This is a genomic window from Gammaproteobacteria bacterium (assembly GCA_016705365.1).
Taxonomy (GTDB): Bacteria; Pseudomonadota; Gammaproteobacteria; order Pseudomonadales; family UBA5518; genus UBA5518.
In genome coordinates, this window is record JADIYI010000008.1 from 1935609 (window position 1) to 1956392 (window position 20784).

The 20784-nt window shown below is 62.4% G+C and carries 20 protein-coding genes; 7 read left to right on the forward strand and 13 right to left on the reverse strand.

All coding sequences use genetic code 11. The annotated features are described in order from the left end of the window. Positions 1-55: 55 nt before the first annotated feature. The 4 genes from IPF49_16480 (at position 56) to IPF49_16495 (ending at position 4400) form a co-directional block, all read left to right on the forward strand. Positions 56-1150, forward strand: coding sequence for a tellurite resistance/C4-dicarboxylate transporter family protein (locus IPF49_16480; protein MBK6289196.1), 1095 nt, complete (start codon positions 56-58; stop codon positions 1148-1150). 6 nt (positions 1151-1156) lie between these two features. After that, a complete protein-coding gene (locus IPF49_16485; GenBank protein ID MBK6289197.1) occupies positions 1157-2305 on the forward strand; it encodes a cytochrome P450 in 1149 nt (382 codons plus the stop codon). Between the two features lie 60 nt (positions 2306-2365). Next, a complete protein-coding gene (locus IPF49_16490) occupies positions 2366-3523 on the forward strand; it encodes a capsular biosynthesis protein (GenBank protein ID MBK6289198.1) in 1158 nt (385 codons plus the stop codon). Between the two features lie 220 nt (positions 3524-3743). Next, entirely contained in the window at positions 3744-4400 is a 657-nt protein-coding gene (locus IPF49_16495) for an OmpA family protein (protein ID MBK6289199.1), read from the forward strand. 27 nt (positions 4401-4427) lie between these two features. Here the strand turns inward: IPF49_16495 and IPF49_16500 are convergent, their stop codons facing one another. From IPF49_16500 to IPF49_16515, 4 genes are all read right to left on the reverse strand, one after another. Continuing rightward, positions 4428-5396, reverse strand: coding sequence for a phosphotransferase (locus tag IPF49_16500; protein MBK6289200.1), 969 nt, complete (start codon positions 5394-5396; stop codon positions 4428-4430). 382 nt (positions 5397-5778) lie between these two features. After that, positions 5779-6288, reverse strand: a complete 510-nt coding sequence (locus IPF49_16505; GenBank protein MBK6289201.1) for a response regulator transcription factor — start codon at positions 6286-6288, stop codon at positions 5779-5781. A 313-nt stretch (positions 6289-6601) separates the two neighbouring features. Continuing rightward, complete coding sequence (locus tag IPF49_16510; GenBank protein MBK6289202.1) at positions 6602-7009, reverse strand: RidA family protein; 408 nt, start codon at positions 7007-7009, stop codon at positions 6602-6604. A gap of 15 nt (positions 7010-7024) precedes the next feature. Continuing rightward, the gene (locus IPF49_16515) at positions 7025-7912 is read right to left on the reverse strand and encodes an MOSC N-terminal beta barrel domain-containing protein (GenBank protein ID MBK6289203.1); all 888 of its coding nucleotides are present in this window, start codon (positions 7910-7912) and stop codon (positions 7025-7027) included. 410 nt (positions 7913-8322) lie between these two features. Between IPF49_16515 and IPF49_16520 the strand changes: the two genes are divergently transcribed. After that, positions 8323-8616, forward strand: a complete 294-nt coding sequence (locus IPF49_16520; protein ID MBK6289204.1) for a hypothetical protein — start codon at positions 8323-8325, stop codon at positions 8614-8616. Between the two features lie 260 nt (positions 8617-8876). Further along, positions 8877-9482 carry a hypothetical protein gene (locus tag IPF49_16525; GenBank protein ID MBK6289205.1) on the forward strand — a complete coding sequence of 202 codons (606 nt, stop codon included), beginning with the start codon at positions 8877-8879 and terminating at the stop codon, positions 9480-9482. A 7-nt stretch (positions 9483-9489) separates the two neighbouring features. On the opposite strand, the gene IPF49_16530 is transcribed toward IPF49_16525, so the two are convergent. The 6 genes from IPF49_16530 to IPF49_16555 form a co-directional block, all read right to left on the reverse strand. Continuing rightward, complete coding sequence (locus IPF49_16530; GenBank protein MBK6289206.1) at positions 9490-10764, reverse strand: hypothetical protein; 1275 nt, start codon at positions 10762-10764, stop codon at positions 9490-9492. Continuing rightward, positions 10761-11012: a DUF2249 domain-containing protein gene (locus tag IPF49_16535; GenBank protein ID MBK6289207.1), complete on the reverse strand. Its 252-nt coding sequence runs from the start codon at positions 11010-11012 to the stop codon at positions 10761-10763. The genes IPF49_16530 and IPF49_16535 overlap by 4 nt, the downstream gene beginning before the upstream one ends. Next, entirely contained in the window at positions 11009-11455 is a 447-nt protein-coding gene (locus IPF49_16540; GenBank protein MBK6289208.1) for a hemerythrin domain-containing protein, read from the reverse strand. Before IPF49_16540 ends, IPF49_16535 begins: the two co-directional genes overlap by 4 nt. 98 nt (positions 11456-11553) lie before the next feature. Then, a complete protein-coding gene (locus IPF49_16545; protein MBK6289209.1) occupies positions 11554-12060 on the reverse strand; it encodes an SCP2 sterol-binding domain-containing protein in 507 nt (168 codons plus the stop codon). Next, positions 12057-12983, reverse strand: a complete 927-nt coding sequence (locus IPF49_16550; protein MBK6289210.1) for a U32 family peptidase — start codon at positions 12981-12983, stop codon at positions 12057-12059. Before IPF49_16550 ends, IPF49_16545 begins: the two co-directional genes overlap by 4 nt. 13 nt (positions 12984-12996) lie before the next feature. After that, positions 12997-13995, reverse strand: coding sequence for a U32 family peptidase (locus IPF49_16555; protein ID MBK6289211.1), 999 nt, complete (start codon positions 13993-13995; stop codon positions 12997-12999). Between the two features lie 381 nt (positions 13996-14376). Here IPF49_16555 and IPF49_16560 point away from each other — a divergent pair, with 381 nt between their 5' ends. Then, a complete protein-coding gene (locus tag IPF49_16560; GenBank protein ID MBK6289212.1) occupies positions 14377-15615 on the forward strand; it encodes an OmpA family protein in 1239 nt (412 codons plus the stop codon). A 184-nt stretch (positions 15616-15799) separates the two neighbouring features. On the opposite strand, the gene IPF49_16565 is transcribed toward IPF49_16560, so the two are convergent. Genes IPF49_16565 through IPF49_16575 form a run of 3 tightly spaced genes read right to left on the reverse strand, consistent with a single transcriptional unit; the run spans position 15800 to position 20774 of the window. Continuing rightward, positions 15800-16351 (reverse strand): acetone carboxylase subunit gamma, encoded by a 552-nt coding sequence (locus tag IPF49_16565; protein ID MBK6289213.1) that lies wholly within the window; start codon positions 16349-16351, stop codon positions 15800-15802. Then, positions 16348-18597 (reverse strand): hydantoinase B/oxoprolinase family protein, encoded by a 2250-nt coding sequence (locus IPF49_16570; protein MBK6289214.1) that lies wholly within the window; start codon positions 18595-18597, stop codon positions 16348-16350. The genes IPF49_16565 and IPF49_16570 overlap by 4 nt, the downstream gene beginning before the upstream one ends. A 17-nt stretch (positions 18598-18614) precedes the next feature. Next, positions 18615-20774: a hydantoinase/oxoprolinase family protein gene (locus tag IPF49_16575; GenBank protein MBK6289215.1), complete on the reverse strand. Its 2160-nt coding sequence runs from the start codon at positions 20772-20774 to the stop codon at positions 18615-18617. Positions 20775-20784: the final 10 nt, after the last annotated feature.

Consider the following 20784-nt stretch of genomic DNA (forward strand, 5'->3'; position numbering starts at 1 on the left):
TTGGACTGTGCAGGATGCGGGCGCCGCTGACGACAAACAGCACCACCATTCCACAATGACAAACGGGCGCACCACCAGCAAAGTGATTCGTCGCGACGACGGGCCGACAAAAGCCGTGCTGATCAATATTCGGGAACTGTCACCCGCTTACTTCGGCATGGTCATGGCGACTGGCATCGTTTCTCTCGCGGCACACATGTCCGGATTGACACGTATCGCCGGCGCATTGTTTTGCCTGAATATTGCGTGCTACGCATGGCTGTGGCTTCTTACGCTTCTGCGCATGGTGCGATTTCCGGCACGCTTTTTCGGTGACATGATCGATCATCAGCGCGGACCCGGCTTTCTGACAACGGTAGCCGCAACCGGTATCCTCGGCAGCCAGTTCGTGATCGTTGCAGGAGCCATCGGTGTCGGCAAGGTGCTGTGGCTGATCACGCTGATTCTCTGGATCGGGTTGACCTACACGATTTTCGCGGCCTTTACCGTCAAGGAGAACAAGCCGACCCTGGACGAGGGAATCAGTGGCGCCTGGCTGCTCGCCGTGGTCGCCACGCAGTCTCTTGCCGTGCTCAGTGCATTGCTCGCCGTACATGAGGGCCAGCCGCACCGATTGGAGTTCAATTTCTTTGCGCTGTCGATGTGGTTGTGGGGAGGCATGCTTTACATCTGGATGATGTCGCTGATTTTCTACCGTTATACATTCTTCAAATTCCTGCCGGGCGATCTGTCGCCGCCATACTGGATCAACATGGGCGCGATGGCCATCTCCACCCTTGCGGGCGCGCAACTGATCAGCAACGCACCCGCAGCCCCGTATTTGCAGTCCCTGCTGCCATTTCTGAAGGGTTTCACCGTATTTTACTGGGCAACGGGTACCTGGTGGATTCCCATGCTGCTGATTCTCGGTGTCTGGCGACATGTTTATAAGCGATTCCCGATTGAGTACGATCCGCTTTACTGGGGTGCCGTGTTCCCGCTTGGCATGTACGCCGCCTGCACGGGGCGCCTGATCGTCGTGATGGGTTTCGACTTCCTCGGCTTTCTGCCACCCGTGATCCTGACAGTGGCCCTGATCGCCTGGTTGACGGTCTTTTTCGGTCTCGCGCGGCGTCTACAGCGAGGCTTTTCCTCCATGCTCAGCAGGTGAATCATGATGAAGAAACAACCCGAGCCGGACTGGGACCCCGCAGCGGACGATGTCCAGAGCAACCAGTGTGATGCCTACGACACGATGCGGCGTCGTTGTCCGGTTGCCTACAGCAATGATCTCGGTTGGTCGGTATTCCGCCATGCCGACGTCATGAGGATTCTCCTGGATCACGAAACCTTCAGTAATGTTGCGTCCTCCTACCGCTCCGTGCCGAACGGCATGGATCCACCCGAGCATACCGCCTATCGCGAGGCCATCGAGCCGTATTTCGATGCGGATCGCCTGCGCCTGTTCGAACCGGTCTGTCGTGCCACCGCACGTGCCTTGCTGGCGGACATTCCGGCGACCGAACCCGTTGAGCTGATCGCCAGCTTTGCGACGCCTTATTCGTTGCACTCCCAGTGCGCGTTTCTCGGCTGGCCGAGGCAGGGTGCGGCCTCGATTCGTGACTGGGCGCAACGCAGCCGGGAGGCGCGCCACCGTGGTGACAGTGAGCGATTGGCCGAGATTGCTTCGGAGTTCCGCATGCAGGTCGGAGCGGTACTCGATGCGCGCCGCCGCGTGGGCAACGATGCGGCGGACGACGTCATTGGCGGCCTGTTGAAGACAACCGTCAACGGTGTTCAACTCGCGGATGACGATATCGCGAGCATCCTGCGCAACTGGACGGTTGGCGAACTCGGCAGCCTCGCCTCGGGAATTGGCATCATAGCCGGGCAACTCGCGGCCGGGCCGGTATTGCAGGCACGTTTGCGAGCCGAGCCTGTCCTCATACCGGCGGCCATAGAGGAGATCCTGAGAGCCTGTGGCCCGCTGGTGAGCAATCGGCGGCGCGCCACCCGTGATGTCGTTCTCGGTGGCCGCCATATCTCGGCCGGTGAGCGAGTGACAGTGTTCTGGGTCGCGGCGAATCGCGACGATACCGTCTTCGAGAGTCCAGACGAAGTCCGTGTCGAGCGGGATTCGCGCCCCAATCTGCTGTTCGGCGCCGGTATCCACATTTGCCCGGGCGCGCCGCTTGCCCGCCTCGAACTTCGCGTCGCGGTGGAAGAATTACTCGGGCATTGCGGGAAAATCGAGCTGGCCGACACCCCGCGCCGCGCTGTTTACCCTGCCAATGGTTGGGCGTCGCTGCCACTGAAACTGTCGTAGCGTATGGCCAATGGATGCCGTTCTTGGCCCGTAGTCATTGAGCAATCGGCGGCTCAGGCCGTGACAGGGACCGTATCCGTGCGCGTGTTGTTGATCTGGCGCTTCAGTCATCACGCCAGTTATTTCCGCGCCCTGGCCACGCAAAGCAGCCTCGAGATGGTGCCGTTCTCGAAAGAGGATCTGCCCGCCATCACCTTGGCCGATCTCGCGTGGCTGTGGCAGGCCGATATTGCCAATCTCGCCGCGACCCACATCGACCGCCTCACGTTCGGACGCCACAACCGGCTACGCCCGCTGCGCGCACTGCGCAGGGTCATGCATTCGGTATTCGCTGCTCTTGCCTGCGCCCGCTTTCACCGCGCGTTCCTGCGCCAACGGCCCGATGCGATTGCGGTCTGGAACGGCGGACACTGGTTTTTCCAGGCCGCGATCCGTGCCGCGCGGGAATTCGCGATCCCGGTGTTCTATTGCGAAAACGGGTTGCTTCCCGACACCACGACCTTCGATCCGCGCGGAATCAACTACCACAATGCGGTGCCGCGCGCCGCCGCTTTCTACCGCGCGCTCGCGCCCATGCCACCGCTCACGCGGACCTCGCTGGTGGCACGAAAACCCGTGCGCGGATGCAGCGCGCAACCGCTCACCCTGCCGCGGCGCTACCTGTTCGTGCCGCTGCAGATGAACCGCGACACGCAGATCGTGTTCAACTCGCCGTGGATCCGCGACATGTACCAGCTGCTGCAGGTGTTGCGGACCGTCATCGAGCGCGTCGGCGATGCGGAGCTGTCGATCGTGGTGAAGGAGCATCCGTCCTGCACGTTTCGCTACGATGATCAACGCACGACACTTGGTCCACGGTTCCTGTTTGCGAACGGCAATTCCACGCAGGAGCTGATCGATGGCGCCGAGGCGGTGATCACGGTGAACTCGACGGTCGGCCTGGAAGCATTGCTGCGCGAGCGACGCGTGATCGTGATCGGCAGCGCGTTCTATGCGATCGATGAGCTCGTGCTCCGCGCCGGCAACGAAGACGAACTCGTGACAGCCATCGACGCGCTCGTTGACTGGCAGCCGGATACCGGGCTGCGGCACCAGTTCCTCGGCTGGCTCGAGACCGTGTACTGCATACCGGGCAGCTGGCGGGCACCGGACGCGGCACACTGTCGGCGCATCGAGCAGCGCCTGGAAAACGTCGTCGAGCGTGGCCTGGCGCTTTGAAGCCGCAGCTCGGCCCGCTGCGCACCAGCGCTGCAGGTGTTGGTCGCCGCGCGCAACCATTGCAACAGCGCGCTGAACATCGAGACCTGGACAGTGTCGGCGGTTCTGTGTATTTGTTTGCTTGATTGCAACTAACGGCGCGGATCGTGGTCGACAGGGCAGACAAAATTGCGCGATTCCTGTCGCGTGTGTATTGCTATCTGCAAAGAGGAAATGTTTGATGAAGAATCCGTGGTTTGCCCTGGTTGTCGCGGCGCTGCTGCCGCTTGGTGGTTGCACGAACATGGACCAGACCCAACAGGATACGGCCAAGGGCGCAGGTATCGGCGCCGGGGCGGGCGCGGTGATCGGCGCCATGGTCGGCGGCTCGCGTGAGAGCGCTGCCCGGGGCGCGGCCATCGGTGCCGTCGGTGGCGCGATCGCCGGTAACGTCTGGTCGAAGAAGATGCAGCGCCAGAAGCAGGACATGGAGGCCGCGACCGCGGGCACCGGGGTGCGGGTATCGCAAACCGAGGACAATCGCCTCAAGCTCGAAATCCCGAACGATATTTCCTTCGACAGCAACCGCTACGATATCAGGCCTGACTTTCAAATGATCCTCGACCGGTTTGCGACCAGTCTCGGAGAGAATCCCGTGACCCGGATCACGATCGTCGGGCACACCGACAGCACCGGCAGCGACGCCATCAACGATCCCCTGTCGTTCAACCGGGCGTCGAGTACCCGCGATTATCTTGCGGCGCGCGGCGTGGCATCGAGCCGTATCAGCATCGACGGCCGTGGTTCCCATGAGCCCATCGCAGGCAACGACACCCGGGAAGGGCGGGCGCGCAACCGGCGCGTGGAGATCTTCGTGGCGGAACCCTCGCCGAGTTGATCGCGCTCCCGCGCTGCCTGGCTGCGATCAGGACAGCAAATGCGCAATATGTTGCGCCATTGTGCGCACGCGGTTCGTTTCGATGTACCTGAACAGGATGCTCGGAGGCTCGGTTTCCGCCAACAAGGAACCCCATCGGCGCATGACTTCCAGGAACTGGAAATAAAGAAAGGTCTGTTCGCCGGCAGGCAGAATCCCGGTTCCGTATCCCTGCGTGAAGGCCGTCCAATCCTCCCGGGTGCAGCCCTGCGGACCCAGCATGCGCCTGCTCACCGGAAAGTATCGGTGCGCAAAGAGGTACATCAGCATCCGGTTCACGTCGCCAACGACGGCGACCTGCTTGTTGGCCAGGTAATCGATACCCACCGCCGTGGCGCGCGAAACCATGATGTTGTAGGGCGTGAAGTCGCCGTGCACGCTACCGTGCATGACGGCTTGCCCGTGCACGATATCCGCTCGACGGTACAGCAGAGCGGAGGAAGCCTCGAAAGTCGCGCACCTTCTCTCCGCCGGGATCCTCGCGAACAGCGCGTCAATCCTGTGCAGTGCCGCGTTGGCGTCGAAAGGGCTGTTCGCGATGCCATCGCGCAAATGGAACCACCGCAGCCATTCGGCACTTTTTTTGACAGCTTCGTGGCGCCCTATCCGCTCGCCGGGAAACCCGTGGATCGCACGTTGCAGGGGCGGAGCATCGATCCATTCCATGATGACCGCGCGCCGATTCTCGACAAGCGCATAGGGCGCTGCCACGTGTTGCATGATCGTGTCGGAGGGGGAATAACGTTCAAGAGCACGGTGCAAGCGCCGTGCGTGCTGGTGCCCCTTCTCCTTGCACAGAAAAATCTTGACCGCGGCGTCGGTGGGAAACGCGGATGAGCGGATACGGTAGACATGCGCCGTCTTGCGTACCCGCGGGGAACCCACGCGCACCCAGTCTTCGCGGGAGCGGGTGCCACGGCAATAATCCTCCATGACCTCTCGCAACAGTCTTTTCAAGAAACACTCCGGCTGTACCACTCGATCAACCTGCGGTGTATGGACCTTGGGTGCACCATGGACGTGGCAGGTCTCCTCGTACGCGCACCGGTTCTCGATCGCGATCGTGTCGCCGCGTTGCGCCCGCAATCAAGAACAGGGCGACCGGGATTGCCAACACCAGTGGCGCCACGAGTCGCCCGGGATCTTCGGGAAGCTCATGGTGATAGCCCGTGGATGGCAAACTGGATGGATCGCAGCCAGGGGCGGTACCTTGCTCAGTACACCGGGAGCGTCCTTGCGAACAGGATCCAGCAACATTTCGTTGCGTATCATTTGCCCGGTTACCGTGCCGTCCTTGATACACTGCGGCAGGGGTCGGCGGCGCAACCAGATATGGGCTTCAGTCCAGGTAACCCAGTTGAAAACCCTTGGCGACCAAGGCGGCCCGGGTGGCAACACCGAGCTTGAGGCGCATCTTCTCGACGTGCGTGCGCACGGTAGCTTCGCTGACGCCCAGACTGTTGGCAATGGATGTGGTGGTGTCACCGCAAGCCAGATGACCCAGCACCTCGCGTTCGCGCCGGGTCAGAGCCTCCCAGCCGTCCGGCGTCTTTCCCGTTGCATGACGCAGGGTGCAGACGACGTGATTGTCCGCAGGAACACAGGTCATTTCATGGCGTTGGCCGGCAATCGTGACATAGGTGGGCTGCACGCCTTCCAGACCCCTGCCCAGCAGTCTCTGCACGCAATCAACAGCGCAGGGCAGGTGGGGGCAAGTGGCAAGAGTGCCGACAGTTTGCCAACACATCCGACCCTTCGCCCGGCCAACAAGAACCTGTGCCGCGAGATTCTGCGAGGCAATCATCCCTTCCCTGTCAACCAGCAGAACCGCGGGAATTGTTGCACTCATGCGTATCTCCTGTTACCTGTCATTGCACACAACACGGGCAGGTTCCCCCCTGTGTTGCCGAAAATTCTACCATCCGGCCGCGACCCGCAGTCCGACCTGGATCAAAGAGTGCAGCACTCGCGCAAAAAATGCTCCCTGAATTTGCGCAAAAATGACCAATTGACCGGTCCGGGCAGCTGCCCGGATCACTCCGGCGGCGGCGCGGTGCCGGGTTTCACCGCGTCACAGGCCGATCACCACGGCAGTGGAATCCCGGGCACGCGCAGGTGGCAGCACGCGCACGCAGCGGAAATGCCGGCGCGCGGGCACATCGCTAGTCGAGGAGTGCCACCGCCGAAACTTCCACCAGCATGCCGCTCATGCCGAGACGCGTGACGCCCACGAGGGTGGATGCGTTGGGCGGAAATGCCGCGCCATCGAGAGCCACGTTCATCGCCGCAACAAGAATTCCGGCCTTGGCATCATCCAGATCCACCACGTACATGGTGCTGGAAACCACCCGCTCCGGCCCGACGCCCAATGCGGCAAGAGCGGTGCGCAGATTGCGGAATGCCTGCACGGTCTGGGCATGTAGATCATTGGGTCCAATCAGCTTCATGTTCTGGTCAAAGGCGCCCTGCCCGGCGATGTAGGCGGTGCGTCCGCCGCTGACCACCACGACCTGGCTAAAGGCATCGAGTTGCAAAAGCCCTGGCGGGTTGATGTGTTCGATCGCTGGCATGATGACTCCTGTGCTTCAGTCGAGACGGATGATCGGATCGCCGGCACGGACCTGGCCTGGTCGCTCAACGACGATGTTGAGGCCAAGACGGCGCTGGCTGTGATCCACCATGGCGCGTACCAGGCCGGGCTGCTCCTCGAGACCGGACAGGGGTTGGGTACGACCCGGCATGGAGCAGCGCACGGTACGCGAATCCACGCGCAGAATGGCCTCGCCGATGCCGAGGCGCGCGCCAACCCAATCGTTCTCCGCCGCACGGGCGCCGGCGCCGTCCACCTCGACCAGCAAATTGGGGCGAAAACGTCGCGCATCGGTATCGAGCCCGCTGCACTGCGCCAGCCAGTCCAAAGCGTTGCGGCTGAGCAGGTGCAACGGAAAAGCATCGACATAGACGCCCGGTGGGGTGACGCAATCGGCCAGGGTGCTCATGACTTCCAGCGACATGTCGCTGTAGTCCGGGAGTGCCTCGCCCTCGAGCAGGCTTATTTCGGCGGCGATGGATTCCTCGGTACGGACCCGCGCCAGGCGGTAGTGGTCGCGCTCGCTGGCGGGGCGGCGTCGGCAAAGCGTCACGCTGCGCCCAAGCCAGGCACCGAGTTGCCGATCGCGCCCGGACGCTTCGCTGCTCAACGACTGGCCGTCGGGGGCCGTGATCGTCACCGCCTGCACCTGCGTGTCGTAGTCATCGGCACCGGGAACGCCGCTGCCGCTGAAGCTGGCGCTGTAGCGCAGCAATTCCGGCCACCGCTTGGCGCTGCGGATTTCTGCCGTCGGGGTATCGATCACCGCCCAGTGGCGATCGCCGGTGAGGCCGCTGCGGCCAACAAGGGCGGCATCGAGTCGCTCGCCGCCCATGCTCTTGACGGGGTAGCGCCAGATCTCGACAACGGTGCCAACATGCATGATCGAATCCGGTCCGTGGCAATGGATCGTTGGCCATGATAACCAATGCCAGCGCAGGAATTCCACGCATCCAAAAAATACACCGGCAATATATCTGGCAACGATCCTGGTGTGCCGGCCGCCGGCCTCCAGCGATCAATGAGGCGCTGCTCTGCGGCATCGCGCTCGCAAGAACAGGTCATGACATGCATTGACTCTTTGTCCGGTCCGGGGCGCCGGAAAATCTTACAGATTGGGATAGCTTCACTGCCTATATTGCTACAACCTGTTGATTATCATTAATATTTATTGCTGGCATATCGCTTGCTTACAAGGCTGTGGCGATGCTGATGCGGAGCTCTCACAGCCGGTTCCGGGCCTGCGATGCCGAGCAACCATGATTCACGAACCAATTCGAGCGGAGACATCACATGGCGATGAGTATGCGCAAGCAGTCTGTTCAATTCCCGGTCCAGCAGGAACCGAAATCCGCCACGCTCGAGTCGATCTTTGACGATCCGCGCGCCATGGGCAAGCGCCGCGCCGATCGTATTGACGCAGCTGCGTCGGGAGAAGAAAGCGGAGGCCTCGCAACGGAGCGGCGTGGCTCCCATTCATTGCAGGTGGGCGGCTGCTGGTGGTTGCAAAGGAATTATCTGACGGTCGAGGCAAAGCTGTTCGTCACCGAACAGTTGTTGTGCCCCGCGCAATCATTGGACGCCTGATCGAAATGCGCTGAGGCGCCTATCCCGGTATCGGGTTGCGCCGTTCACCCGCGCGATCATCGCGCTGTTTGACTCGCCTGGCGATTGATCGATATCAATGGCCGCCGATGCATGTTTCGGTAATTTGATGACGATCGGTGTTCAAGACGGCCTGCGTCGGCATTGGATCGGGAACTCGCCGGTTTGCCGCGCTCGATGGTGTGCGCGGCAGGTGGTGCTGACTCGCGATGTGCGCAACAGGACCTGAGGTGGGTATGCAAATGCATTTGCCGGAATTCTTCGCAGCCAGTCCGCGTCTGCGCGTGTTCGACCCGCTGGCCGATTTCCTCGGTGCCGCGCAGGACGGCGTGTTCGAGTACGTCTATGCCGATGTGGTCAAGCTGGCCGGGCATTCCTGCCCGACCGTGGCATCGGCCTTCCTGCTGACCCGCGCGGCGCTGGCGGCGTTGTATCCGCAGGCGCTGGCGCAGCGTGGCTCGATACGCGTCGAGTTGCGCGGCGCACGGCTCGAGGGCGTGAACGGAGTATTTGCCAGCGTGCTGACCCTGCTGACCGGTGCCACCGAAGACACCGGCTTCAAGGGCATCGGTGGGCACTTCGATCGTCGCGGCTTGCTGTTCTTCGGCGCCGACATTCCCGCGCAGATGCGCCTGACCCGTCTGGACAGCGGCGAGTCCGTCGATGCCTCGGCGCGCCTCGATCGCGTGCCGGGTGATCCGCACACCTCGCAACTGATGCCCCGCTGTCTTGACGGTAGCGCATCGCCCGAGGAGGCCAACCGCTTTCGTGCGCTGTGGCAGTCTCGCGTGCGCGCATTGCTGCTCGAGCACGCCGACGATCCGGCGGTATTCGAGATCCTTCATTGAACCAAAGTCAGCGCGGGATAGTCGCCACCAGACGGCGATAACGACGTACGACCTGCAACAGGTTCCATCCCAGCCAGGCGCTTGCCAGCGCGCTCGCCAGCCCTGCGGGGACCGCCAGCCACGGCAACAGCGGCGTGCCCAGCAGCAATACCAGCGCGGCCAGATGGGCCTGCCATTGCCGATGCATGGCGGTTTCGGCAAGAAAGCTGTTCATCGGTGGCACCTTGGTCTGTGCCCGTTGCTGTAAATGGAGCCAGGCCAGGAACGGCACGATCTTGTACAGCATGCCGGTGATGAAGGAGAGGAATCCGCCGACAATCAGCAGAATGCCGAATGACGGTGCCCACGCCGCCCGCGCGGCGAGGACAGGAAATGCCACCGCGAGCCACGGCATCAGCAGGGCGAGCGCGCTTGCCATCAGGCCAAGCTGCCAGTAGCGAAAGGTCGTATCCGCACGCGCCCGTCGCCGTCTGGATTGCAGCTGCAGGGTCAGCAGCGCAAAGGCGATGCCGGAGGCGGCGAGGGCGAGTTGCGCCATGCGAACCAGCGCCGGCAGATCGAACAGCAACGCGGCGCTCCACACCAGCAAGGTCAGCATGATCGCCAGCGGGAACAGCCAGCCGGGGCGCGCCGGATATCCCGGCGTGAGCTGGAACATCGGCACCACGACGAAGGCCACGGCCGCCAGCAACACACCGGCCCAGCCTCCAAGGCCCCAGCCGGCGTGCAGATCGGCCAGTTCGCGCACGGGAAGCGGCCAACCACGGGCGAGCGTGAACGCCAGCAGCAGCCCCAGCCCAACCACGACCGGGAGCGCTCCCAGCGCCAGTTTCAAGCCGCGGATGCTCGGGCTGGTGGAGGGCACGCGCCACAACGCCAGCGCGGCCGCGACCAGGAATACCAGCACCGTTGCCGCGAGCAGCAAACTACCCCATTCGAGCAGCCGTAATTGACCGAAGCGCAGACCCGCGACCAGCAGCAGGGCCCCTGGCGTCAGGCCACCGTGTACCACCCGCGCCACCAGCAGCGGCCGCGCCAGGCTGGCGCCGGCCACCACGGGCAGGATCTGGATCAGCGCCCCGAACATGATCTGCAGCATGAACCCGACGGTCAGCAGGTGAGTCAGGGCAAGTGCCGATGGTGTCCAGCGCGAACCGAGCGCCGCACCCGAGTCGATCGCGAGCAGCATGCCGGCCATCACTCCGAACAGCGGTGCGGTCAGAAAGAAACGCAGCGGTGCCGCGAACGGCGGTGCCTTGTCGAAGGACAGCAATGCCTTCATGCCGGCGGCTGCGTGGCGGTCCCGCGGGTGATCAGGATATCGAAAGTGCCGTCGGGCAGCAGTTCGGTCCGGTAACTGTGACCCTGGCGGAGCAGCGCCTTGTACAACGGGTGCGGCTCGCGATAGAGCCGCAACAGCATCGTGTCGCCCGGCTGCAGCGTGTCGAGCATCGCCGTCGCCGCCTCGAAGGGCTCGGGCGGCGCCATGAAGCGCGCATCCACGACGTGCTGCGTGCGCCGATCGCTCATGGCACGGCGAGTTCCGACCTGAGTTGCGCGAGCACTGGCGCGCCGTCGCCCCCAAGGTGCTGGTCGCACATCGGGTAGAGCATGTTTTCTTCCTTGGTGTTGTGCTGCTGCATCATGATCAGCAGTGTTTCCGCGATGCCGAAATAGTCATCCGTATTGCCCGCCTCGAGCGCCTCGCCGGCATCGTCGAGCAGCGAGCGCATCTGCACGTGTTCCATGCGCATGACCTGGGTAGGCCCCATGCTCATGCCGGTGCGCGCCTCGAAGGCGGGGAAGAGGGTGCTCTCCTCGCTGTCGAAGTGCGCCAGCATGGCGCTGCGAAAGCGGGCGAAGGCGGCGCGGGCCTCGGCCGGTTGCGCGTTGCCGAGCGCGTGCTCGATGGCGGCGAAGATATCGTCGCAGCGACGGTGATCGTCACTCATGAAATCGCGGATACTGGTCATGATGACTCCTGCTGGTAAAAAGGCGGAAATGTCGAAATGCCTCCTGGCGTTCGCTGCCGAGCGGCTTCGCGGCGGATCCTGAAGCCGCGCGATTTTGCTTATCCGGGGTCTCCCGGTTCGTGACGATGCGCGGTGCCAGTGTTTGCGGGGCCAAGTCGTGCAAGCACGCGGGCAGGCTTCCACTGTTCCCAGTCGAACACCGGCAGATCCAGCGCGTCGAGCGTGTTTTTCACCACCAGTCCCAGCTCGGTGTCGCCCTCCATCGACAGGCGCCGGCTGAAGAACAGCGTGTCCGGATCTTCCTGGCGCCGCGCCAGACGCAGGAAATCCTGGGCACTGGCGCTGATGATCAGATCGGTGCGCGGCTGTCTTGTCTGGGCCACGAAACGTTCGCCCGTGTAGCTGAAATCAAAGACCAAACGTGCATCGCGTACCTGGATGCGCAGGTTCTTTCCGTTCAGCAACGCGCGCACATCGGCGGGCAGCAGTGGCGCCAGCAGGCGGTTGAGCGCGCTCGCCAGTATCAGGGAGCCGGGGTACTCGGGCAGTCGCGACAGCAAATCGCCCACCGGGGCCGGCAGCAGGAAATGTGGCGATGGGTTCACGGGATGCTCCTTGCGGCCGGGCCGCGCACGGCGGCAAGCTCCACCTGATCCAGTCCGGGACGGCCGTGCCAGTAGCCATTGCAGGTGTCGCCGGCCAGCAGGGGTTGCAAACTCGCAACGGCCTCGTGCGGCGCCAGCGCCTGCGATCGTGCCGCGTCGAACACGCCAATGATTTGCGCCATGTTGCTCGATTGCGGGCTCAGACGGACCACGTCAACCCCCAGGTCCTGCATATTGCCCAGCGCGTCCACCAGGCTGTAGACCCGCGCGGACTGGGTTTGGGTGCCGTTGAGCACCAGGAATTCCTCGTCCTCACGTGTTTTGAGCAGCAAACCGTCCGGGTTCGAAATACAGCGGAAGCGGCAATCGTCCTTGGGCAGGTTGTGATGGCGCGCAGTGAAACAGCGCGCCGAAAACGCGAGCGGCATCCGGCCACAGGCAAAAACTTCAGTCTGCAGGCCGGGTGGCCTGTCCTGCTGCATCAGCGCCAGGTCGTCACGATTCATTTCCAGCGGCATCACCCAGCGGCTGGCGCCGAGCGAGGCGATCCATTGCAGCGTCGGCTGGTTGTAGATATTGAGGTGCGGACCGGCCACGAACGCCAGCTTGCCCGCCAGGCACCTGACGGCGCCCATGTCGTTGGCCTCCACCTCGAATGCGCCGTTCTCGACGATGCGGTGCATGGTGCTCACTTCGGCGCCGGACTCCAGCAAGACCTGGGTCGACAGCACCACCGATTTTCCGGCTTCCCGCAGACGCGCGGCGATGCCCAGCCAATCGGCCAGCTTCAACTCGTGGCGGCGTGAACACACCACTTCGCCGAGATACACCAGATCCACCGGGGTAGCGGCCATCGACTCGTAGAATTCGAGGATGGTTTCTCGTGGCCAGTAATAAAGCAATGGGCCGAGGGAAATTTTCATGCTGCGATCGTATTCATTTCCAGGGACGGTGATAAGCGCCAAGGGTGTGTTGCTGGCCTTCGGCTACCATGTCCAGGTTGCTCATCCATTGTGGCCTGGGTGAGTAGCGATGCGGGTTCGCCAGGCAATGGTCGATCGCCTCGCGCCACACCCTGGTGACCTGGGCCACGTAGGCCGGGCTGCGCTGGCGGCCTTCGATCTTGATCGCGCGCACCCCCATCTTCTGCAGTTGCGGCAGCAATTCCAGTGTGTTCAGGCTGGTGGGTTCCTCGATGGCGTAGTAATCGTGATCATCACCGACATCGAAACGCCCCTTGCACAGGGTGGGATAGCCCGCCTTTTCGCCGCTCGAGTAGCGGTCGATCAATACGCCGTTGAGGCGCGACTCCAGTCCCTCGGGTGTTTCCTGCCACCGAACCGCCTTGGGCGGTGAACAGACGCCGTGGGTGTTGGGCGACTCGCCGGTGACATACGAGGAAAGCGCGCAGCGTCCTTCAACCATCACGCACAGGCTGCCGAATCCGAACACCTCGATTTCCACGGCTGTTTTTTCGATCAGCTGCTGCACCTGGGTCAGTGACAGCACGCGCGGCAGTACCGCGCGCACGATGCCAAACTGCTCGCGGTAGAAGTTGACGGCGTCGTAATTGCTGGCGGAACCCTGCACCGAAAGGTGCAGGCGCAGTTGCGGATAGCGCCCAAGCGCATACTGCATCAGACCCGGATCGGCCAGGATCACGGCATCCACACCCATGTCCGCGGCCTTGTCCACCGCCGCCTGCCACAGCGTGGGGTTGGACGCTTGCGGATAGGTGTTGAGCGCCATGAAAACCCGGCAGCGGCGCTCGCGGGCATAACGAATGCCCGCTGCAATCGCCTGCTCATCGAAGTTCAGTCCGGCGAAGTTGCGGGCATTGGTTGCATCGCGCAGTCCGAGGTAGACGCAGTCGGCACCATTGTCCACGGCGGCCTTCAATGCCGGCAGGCTGCCCGCCGGACATACCAGCTCCATGGACGGTGGAGCAGGGTCCGCAGCATTGGCGCGGGGCGTGGTGTCCACGCCGTCGTTCAATCTGTTCATGGGCGTATATCGGCTTCCACGGGCATCCGGGCACAACGCCCGGAGCCAACAAGGTCGGGAAGGTACGTTTGTTCGCGCTTGCGGGCTTTGACTTCAATCAAGGTCGTCATGATGGAAATATGGCAGAAATTGCGGTATCGCCCGCCGCAAAACGGCGCTAGCCGCACAACCGCAGGTTTCCGGCGCGCGAGCGAAGCGACATGGGCCCGTCCACATACCATGAAGCATGGTGTCCGTATACTGCAGCAGTGCTGCCCATTTCCAATGGGCCTGCTGCGGGCGCAGAGCAGCGATCCAGCGGAGGCTTCGACCATGATCGGATATATTCAGCGCGCAAAAACAGCGCTTTTCATCGCGATCATCCTGAATTGTGGCACGGCCTGGTCCGGGACACAGGATGAGGTTCCGCCGCTCGATTACCTCAGCTTCGCCCAGGGCGCGATACCGGTTGCGGTCGGTGGCGAGCCGCTGGCACGGAGCAACTTCGAGCACGCCGTGAGCGCGATCGATGGCAACGAGGGCGGCTTTGTCTATACCACCGCGATCGACCCCGGATCGGTGGTGGAGTTTGTCTACGAATTGCCGGCGCTGACAACTTTCAGCCGCCTGGCCGTGCCGGGTGTATACGAAACACCCAGTCCCTCCCAGACCTTTGCCCGCGACGTCGAGGTCCAGGGCTCATCCACTTCGGCAACAGAGGGGTTCGTGGTTCTGGGCAAGACAAGCCTGAGCACGCATGCGGGCAAGGGTGAGGTGACCGATCTGGTGATCGAATCGCGCGTCCCGGTGCGGTGGCTAAAGCTGGTGTTGAGCAACGGTATCGATGTGCAACGCGAGAAGATGTTTCTCGAGTTCAGCGAGATCATCGGCAACGGCAGCCAGGAGACCGTACCGCTTGCGGAAAAATTCGGCGGTGGCTGGCGTGGCCGCGGCGTGGCGATGCTGATGCAACAGGATGGCGCATTGGTATCGGGCTGTTATGACGGCACCGGCGATCTGCAGGGAACGGTCACCGGCAATATTCTGCGCGCCACCGGCACCAGCCGCGATACGGGCGTCGGCAGCACCTTCATCGCCACCATTGGCAGCAGTGGCGCGATGCAGGGGGTGCGCTCGACCAACGGCGCGCCGTTCCGGCTCTTTGGCGGCGAACCCACAACCGACATCGCCAGCTTGCGTTGCAGCGAACCCGCGGCGCCCGCATTGGGTTGCGGATCGGTGATCCACGGCATCAACTTCGATTTCGATTCCGCGACCATCAGGCCGGACTCCGAATCGGTGCTTGCCGCGTTGCATGACGGCCTGAAGAACGATGCCAGCACAACGATCATGATCGAGGGTCACACCTCGAGCGAAGGCAGCGAAAGCTACAACCGGGAGCTGGCGCAGCGCCGCGCCGATGCGGTGCGCGAGGATCTCGTTCGCCGCGGCCTTGTCGCCGAACGCCTTGGCGCCAGCGGCATCGGCGAAGCGCGCCCGATCGCCAGCAACAATGACGAAAGCGGCCGCTCGCTGAACCGGCGCGTCGAGATTCATTGCAGCGCGCAATGACACCGCGGTCTGCCGCGCCGGACTGTTACGGTAAACGGAGTTTCCCTGCGTTCACTCCGGACCGCGCGCCTGGTGGCGCTGCTCGTCGTCATGCCGGGTGGCGGCGTCCGCGGCGCGAACGTTGCGCTGGGTGCTGCTGACAGACATCCGTTCTCCCGCGGCAGAGTGAAATTCAGCGCCACGCTCAGGCTACAGTCCGTCTCCATTCCGTGATGATTTCAAGCGTCATGTCGCTGAATTCCTGGCTTTGCGCCAGAGGGTCGCCCAGCCACTCCCGATAAAATCCGTCAAGGTCGGGCAGGGCGTCGAAGATCAATGGGTAGCCTCGCGGTACCGACTCCACTTTCAGCAAGGTCGCGCAGTCGGGACAGATGAACTCGCGCAATTCACCCAATTCCGGATTCGGCGCGGAAAGACCCGGATAGATCTGCTCCAGACTTTCCGGATCATCGCGAACCAGGATATGAGCCCGAAGCTTCCAGTTGCAGCGGTAATCGCCAAACTCGTGGCCGCAGTCGCAGCGCACGATGCGCTCGGCGCCTTTCTGGACGATGTAGAGGTGCTCGGTCAGGGGCATCAGGATCCGCTCCTTCCATCCGCTGCGGGCCTGGAGTATCTCCAGCACCTGCTGGAAACGATCCTGATCCTTGGGACGACTGACGATATTCTTCACGTCGCTCCAGAGAAGCTTGCCGTCAATCAGTGCAACCAGATCCTCTTTTGTCAGGGACATCATTCCACCTCCGGGGTCCAGGTTTCCGGTAACGCCCAGAAGGCGCGAAATTCATCGGCGAAGGACTGACTCATGGCCATGCTGCTGGCGTACATTTCGCCGATCAGGGGATGGAACTGGCGCTGAGCGAGACTTTGCCGGGATCTTTGCCACCAGGTTTGCACCGGGATCGCCCGTGCCCTGCGTTCCTGGCGGTGTTGCTGACGCAGTGCGGAGGTGGCGGCGGGATCGATGGTCCAGTGTCCGTCTTCCACACCACAGCTGCACACCACGCCATGAATCCGCGCGGCGATGTCTGCAGTGCTCAGTCCATCCTCGAGGTCCTGGCGGATTCGATCCGGTTCTCGTTCCAGTGGATCACCATAGCCACCGGCAGCGCCGTTGGCATCTACCAGCACATCTCCCGTCTTGAGCTCGAAGGGTTCCGGCACATGATGGGGCAGCCAGATGTCGCCCTCCAGCATCTGGGCGAAGTCCGGATTCGCCGGATGTCCCAACTGGGCCGGCAGGGGCTTGCCTTCAGCGATCAATTCCATGGCGTTGGTGTTGCGAATGATCGCCCGGACGAGTTTGGCGCCGGGGTAACCACCGCCCAGGCCGAGATTGGGCAGGATGTTGTAGGTCCCTCCGGCCAGCAAAGCTCCCCCGGTGATATCTCGACCGCCGAAGATCAGACTCATCGTGGGCATTGAGAGGCCCGAGCGGTATTTGCCGGGACCCACCGAGTAGGGATTGAGTCGGCGGGACAAATCCAGATAGGGCAGAAACTGTTCCCAGATTTCCACGTTGCCCACATCCACATGAGGCACGGGTACCGCGCCGCCTGGGCTCAGTCCGTCCCTGACCGCACTCGCCGCCGCGCCAATGGTGCCCACGGTTCCCGAGACCATCGGTCGGCGGACACCGTATTGGTCGTAGCCCGCCATGGCGATGGCAAAGGCCGAACGAAAACCCAGCATCTCCTCGCGAAAGCCCCGCATGTAATAGGACTGGCTCAGGGAGGTCAGCCAGATGCCGAAGGATTCGATGGTGGTGGCCCAGATATTGGCCTGGGCCAGGGGCCGGGTATCCTGCGGATTGAAAATGGAGTTTTTCGGTAACTTGAGATCAAAGGGCAGCAGTGACCCGAGGTTCGCCCGCCCGTCACAGGACAGCGTCTGCACCAGGCTGATCGCGAGGCAGCCCCACATGCCGGATGGCGTTGCATTGAAGCTGTGCCACCCCCACTGGCCAGCTCCCTCCAGATCGATCGTCACCCGCCCGGAGGTTTCAATGCGGGTTTCGAAGGGCGCAATCCGTATCACATCCTTCCTGGCGGCCAGCCAGGTCAGGGGCTGGTCCTTCATGAAGTATTCGAAAACCCCCACATTGCGGTAGCGGCCGGGCACCGTCATGCGCCGCAGTCGCAGGAGCTGATTGCGCCGTTCCATTTCGATCAGTTCACCGCAGGCCGACTTGAAGTAGTCGAGACCGAATTCCTCGACCATCTTCTCCACTTCGCCACGGATGTGGATGTTCGCTGCAATGGCACCCTTGCGGTCCAGCAGGAACACGTTGGACATATCGAAGCTCAGCTCGCACTTGAGATGAATGTCGTGGCGTAGCTGGTCACGGGTTCCCACCTTCTCGCCCGCAAAGCGAATACCGTCCGTGGCCCGCTCGATATTCGGCACCGGCATGCAACCCGGGCTGATAGCGCCAATATCCATTTCCATGATGACCGTCACCACCCAGGCCACCAGTTCCCCGTGCCAGAAAATCGGCAGGATGTCGTAGACGTCGGCTGGATGCATCCCCGCGATGCTGCATTCATTGAACCAGAACAGATCGCCCGGCTCTATGCCGACCCGGCCCTCCCAGTCCTGTTCGATCATCCACTGCAGCGCCTCGCCCATGCTGCGGCTGTGTGCCTGGATGCCGGTGGACTGGGCGATGTTGTCCCCCTCAGGGGTGTAGATGCCGATCGCCAGCTCGGACACTTCCCGGACGTAGGGGGAAGCGGAAATCATCCGTGTCTTCTCGCGCCCTGCGATCAGTCCGGAAAGCATCCGGGTGTGGAGCAGTTCAGCTTTCACCGGATCGCGCTGGAGCACGTGGGGATCGGTGATGCCCCGATAGCATCCGGTGGTTTCGTAGACCAGCCGACCCTGCGCCAACATCTCCTTCAACGTCATTCCATCGCTGCCGATGCCGCGCGGCTTGTTCAGTCCTTCCCCGGCGGAGCCCGGGTCTGCGTTCAAGTGTTCCATGCGTACTGCTCCATGGCTCATTCGAGCCAGATTACCGATAGATCGTCCAGGTGGACGCTGCGTCCCAGGGGCAGAAAATAGGTCGTGGTGGCTGCCTCGAGAATCGCAGGACCGCCTACCTCGTTCCCGGGGCTCAGTGCGTCCATGTCGTAGATCGTCGCGTTCTGCCAGTGGCCGTCGAAATAGATCCGGCGTTCGCCCTTGACGGCCTGCCCAACGGGCTCCCGCGGCCCCAGGGGACGACGCACGAGCTTGGGCTTGGGCTTGGGCAGGCTGGCCTCGATGCCGAGATCAAAAATCTCGAACCCCGCCTGTTCATGTTTCGCCACACCGGCATAGGCACGCTCGTACTGACGCTCGAACACATCGATCAGGCTGTCCAGTTCCCTGGCCGAGGAAATACGCCGGATGGGCGATCGTACTTCAAGATCCTCCATCTGCCCGCCGTAGCGGACAAAAGCGATGGGCTTGAAGGCTACCGCTGCCACCGACAGGCCTTCATCGAGGAAGTCTTCCCGCGCCTGGGTCTCCAACTCGTCCCAGATGGTGTTGATCGCCTCGCCCATCTTCGATTTCCATGAATCGTCGATGCCATGGGGAATCACGATCCCCGCCGATTTCTCGTAACGGTGCATCAAATCCACCGTCGCTGCGCCAAAAGCGGAAAAGCCCGCCGCCCAGGGTACGGTTGCCACTCCCTTGAACGGCAGTCCCTCGGTGTAGAGTGCCAGTAACAAGGGGCCAGCCCCGCCGTAGGCCAGCACGTTGTAATCCACGGGCGAAAGTCCGCGAATGCTCAGGGTCGTGCGCAGCTGCTCCTTCATCTGGCTGGCGATCAGGCGCAATACGCCTTCGGCGATGTAATAGGGGCCCACGTTCAGGGGTTTGGCGCATTTCTCATCCAGCATGCGCAGGGCCTTGTCCATGTTCAGTTTGACCTTGCCACCCAGGTAATTGTGCGGATTGATCAGGCCGGTAACCAGGGCGCAATCCATTATGGTGGGCGTCTCGTTGCCCTTGTCATAGGACACTGGTCCGGGATGGGCGCCGGCGCTTTCCGGGCCCAGGGTGATCCGCTGCGTGATCGGGTCCACGCTGACGTAAAGACCCATGCCGGCAGTGATGGTTTCCATCATCAGCGTGGGCATGTTGAATATCCGCCGGGTGATGGTGACCTCCCGCTCGATCAAGGGCTCCTGACCCATGATCAACCCGACATCGAAACTGGTTCCCCCCATATCCGCGCAGATCCAGTTGTCGATGCCCATTTCCCGGGCCATGAAGCGCGCCCCCAGCAAGCCGCCGATGGGGCCGGAGAAGGCCGATTCATGGAGACGGGAGTAGCGGATATTGGCAATGCCTCCATGGGACAGGACCACCTGCAGCGGATTCCTGTAGCCCCGCTGGTGCAGGGCTCGTTCGATCAACTCGTACTGCTTGCGCCCGGTATCTACTGCTGCGGCATGCAGCCAGACGGTGTTCAGGCGTCCCTGCTCGCGGCTGATGGGGGCCAGCTTGCAGGAAAGATGCACCGGTATCTCCCGGCCCTTCACTCTCATGACATCCCGGGCAATATCGGCAAGCATCAACTCGTGACCCGGATTGATGTAGGAAAACAGCAGACAAACTGCAATCGACTCGACACCCTCGTCCAGCAGCGCCCCTACCGCTTGACGGATTTCCTGTTCGACCAATGGAATCACTTCCTTGCCCTGGCAATCGATGCGCCCGGAAACGCCGTGAACAAGCCGCCGCGGGACCAGGGGCGGAGGATAGTGATGGGCGGCATGATGCAGCGTGTCGGCGTATGAGAGGCCGAGCCAGCTTTGACTTACCCGTTGATGGATGAATACATCTTCGTCTCCCCGACGGACGATGACCCCCACCTTGGAGCCGGTACCGGTAATCAGGGCGTTGAGCATGGCCGTGCCCGCATATACGACCGCATCGACATCACCGAGCAGGGCCTCGGCCTCGCTTGCGAAATCTATTCCCCAATTGTCGAAACCGTCGGCCAGGGATTCGATATAACCGATGCTTTGATCCTCGGGCGTGGTGGAGGCTTTGCCGATGGAAAACCGTCCGGCCTCGTCAACAATGATCGCGTCGGTCATGGTCCCACCGGCGTCGCAGGCAATAATCTGCACACGGGGCCGCTCCCCTTGCTTGCTCGTCATGGAATTCTTC

Excerpts from the sequence above, each read along its gene's own strand:
- IPF49_16485 (MBK6289197.1), top strand. The coding sequence starts at position 1,157 with ATGAAGAAACAACCCGAGCCGGACTGGGACCCCGCAGCGGACGATGTC.
- IPF49_16575 (MBK6289215.1), bottom strand. The coding sequence starts at position 20,774 with ATGACGAGCAAGCAAGGGGAGCGGCCCCGTGTGCAGATTATTGCCTGC.
- IPF49_16560 (MBK6289212.1), top strand. The coding sequence starts at position 14,377 with ATGATCGGATATATTCAGCGCGCAAAAACAGCGCTTTTCATCGCGATC.
- IPF49_16525 (MBK6289205.1), top strand. The coding sequence starts at position 8,877 with ATGCATTTGCCGGAATTCTTCGCAGCCAGTCCGCGTCTGCGCGTGTTC.
- IPF49_16535 (MBK6289207.1), bottom strand. The coding sequence starts at position 11,012 with ATGAGCGATCGGCGCACGCAGCACGTCGTGGATGCGCGCTTCATGGCG.
- IPF49_16565 (MBK6289213.1), bottom strand. The coding sequence starts at position 16,351 with ATGATGTCCCTGACAAAAGAGGATCTGGTTGCACTGATTGACGGCAAG.
- IPF49_16510 (MBK6289202.1), bottom strand. The coding sequence starts at position 7,009 with ATGCCAGCGATCGAACACATCAACCCGCCAGGGCTTTTGCAACTCGAT.
- IPF49_16520 (MBK6289204.1), top strand. The coding sequence starts at position 8,323 with ATGGCGATGAGTATGCGCAAGCAGTCTGTTCAATTCCCGGTCCAGCAG.
- IPF49_16540 (MBK6289208.1), bottom strand. The coding sequence starts at position 11,455 with ATGACCAGTATCCGCGATTTCATGAGTGACGATCACCGTCGCTGCGAC.
- IPF49_16555 (MBK6289211.1), bottom strand. The coding sequence starts at position 13,995 with ATGGAGCTGGTATGTCCGGCGGGCAGCCTGCCGGCATTGAAGGCCGCC.
- IPF49_16495 (MBK6289199.1), top strand. The coding sequence starts at position 3,744 with ATGAAGAATCCGTGGTTTGCCCTGGTTGTCGCGGCGCTGCTGCCGCTT.
- IPF49_16570 (MBK6289214.1), bottom strand. The coding sequence starts at position 18,597 with ATGGAACACTTGAACGCAGACCCGGGCTCCGCCGGGGAAGGACTGAAC.
- IPF49_16530 (MBK6289206.1), bottom strand. The coding sequence starts at position 10,764 with ATGAAGGCATTGCTGTCCTTCGACAAGGCACCGCCGTTCGCGGCACCG.
- IPF49_16550 (MBK6289210.1), bottom strand. The coding sequence starts at position 12,983 with ATGAAAATTTCCCTCGGCCCATTGCTTTATTACTGGCCACGAGAAACC.
- IPF49_16480 (MBK6289196.1), top strand. The coding sequence starts at position 56 with ATGACAAACGGGCGCACCACCAGCAAAGTGATTCGTCGCGACGACGGG.
- IPF49_16505 (MBK6289201.1), bottom strand. The coding sequence starts at position 6,288 with ATGAGTGCAACAATTCCCGCGGTTCTGCTGGTTGACAGGGAAGGGATG.
- IPF49_16515 (MBK6289203.1), bottom strand. The coding sequence starts at position 7,912 with ATGCATGTTGGCACCGTTGTCGAGATCTGGCGCTACCCCGTCAAGAGC.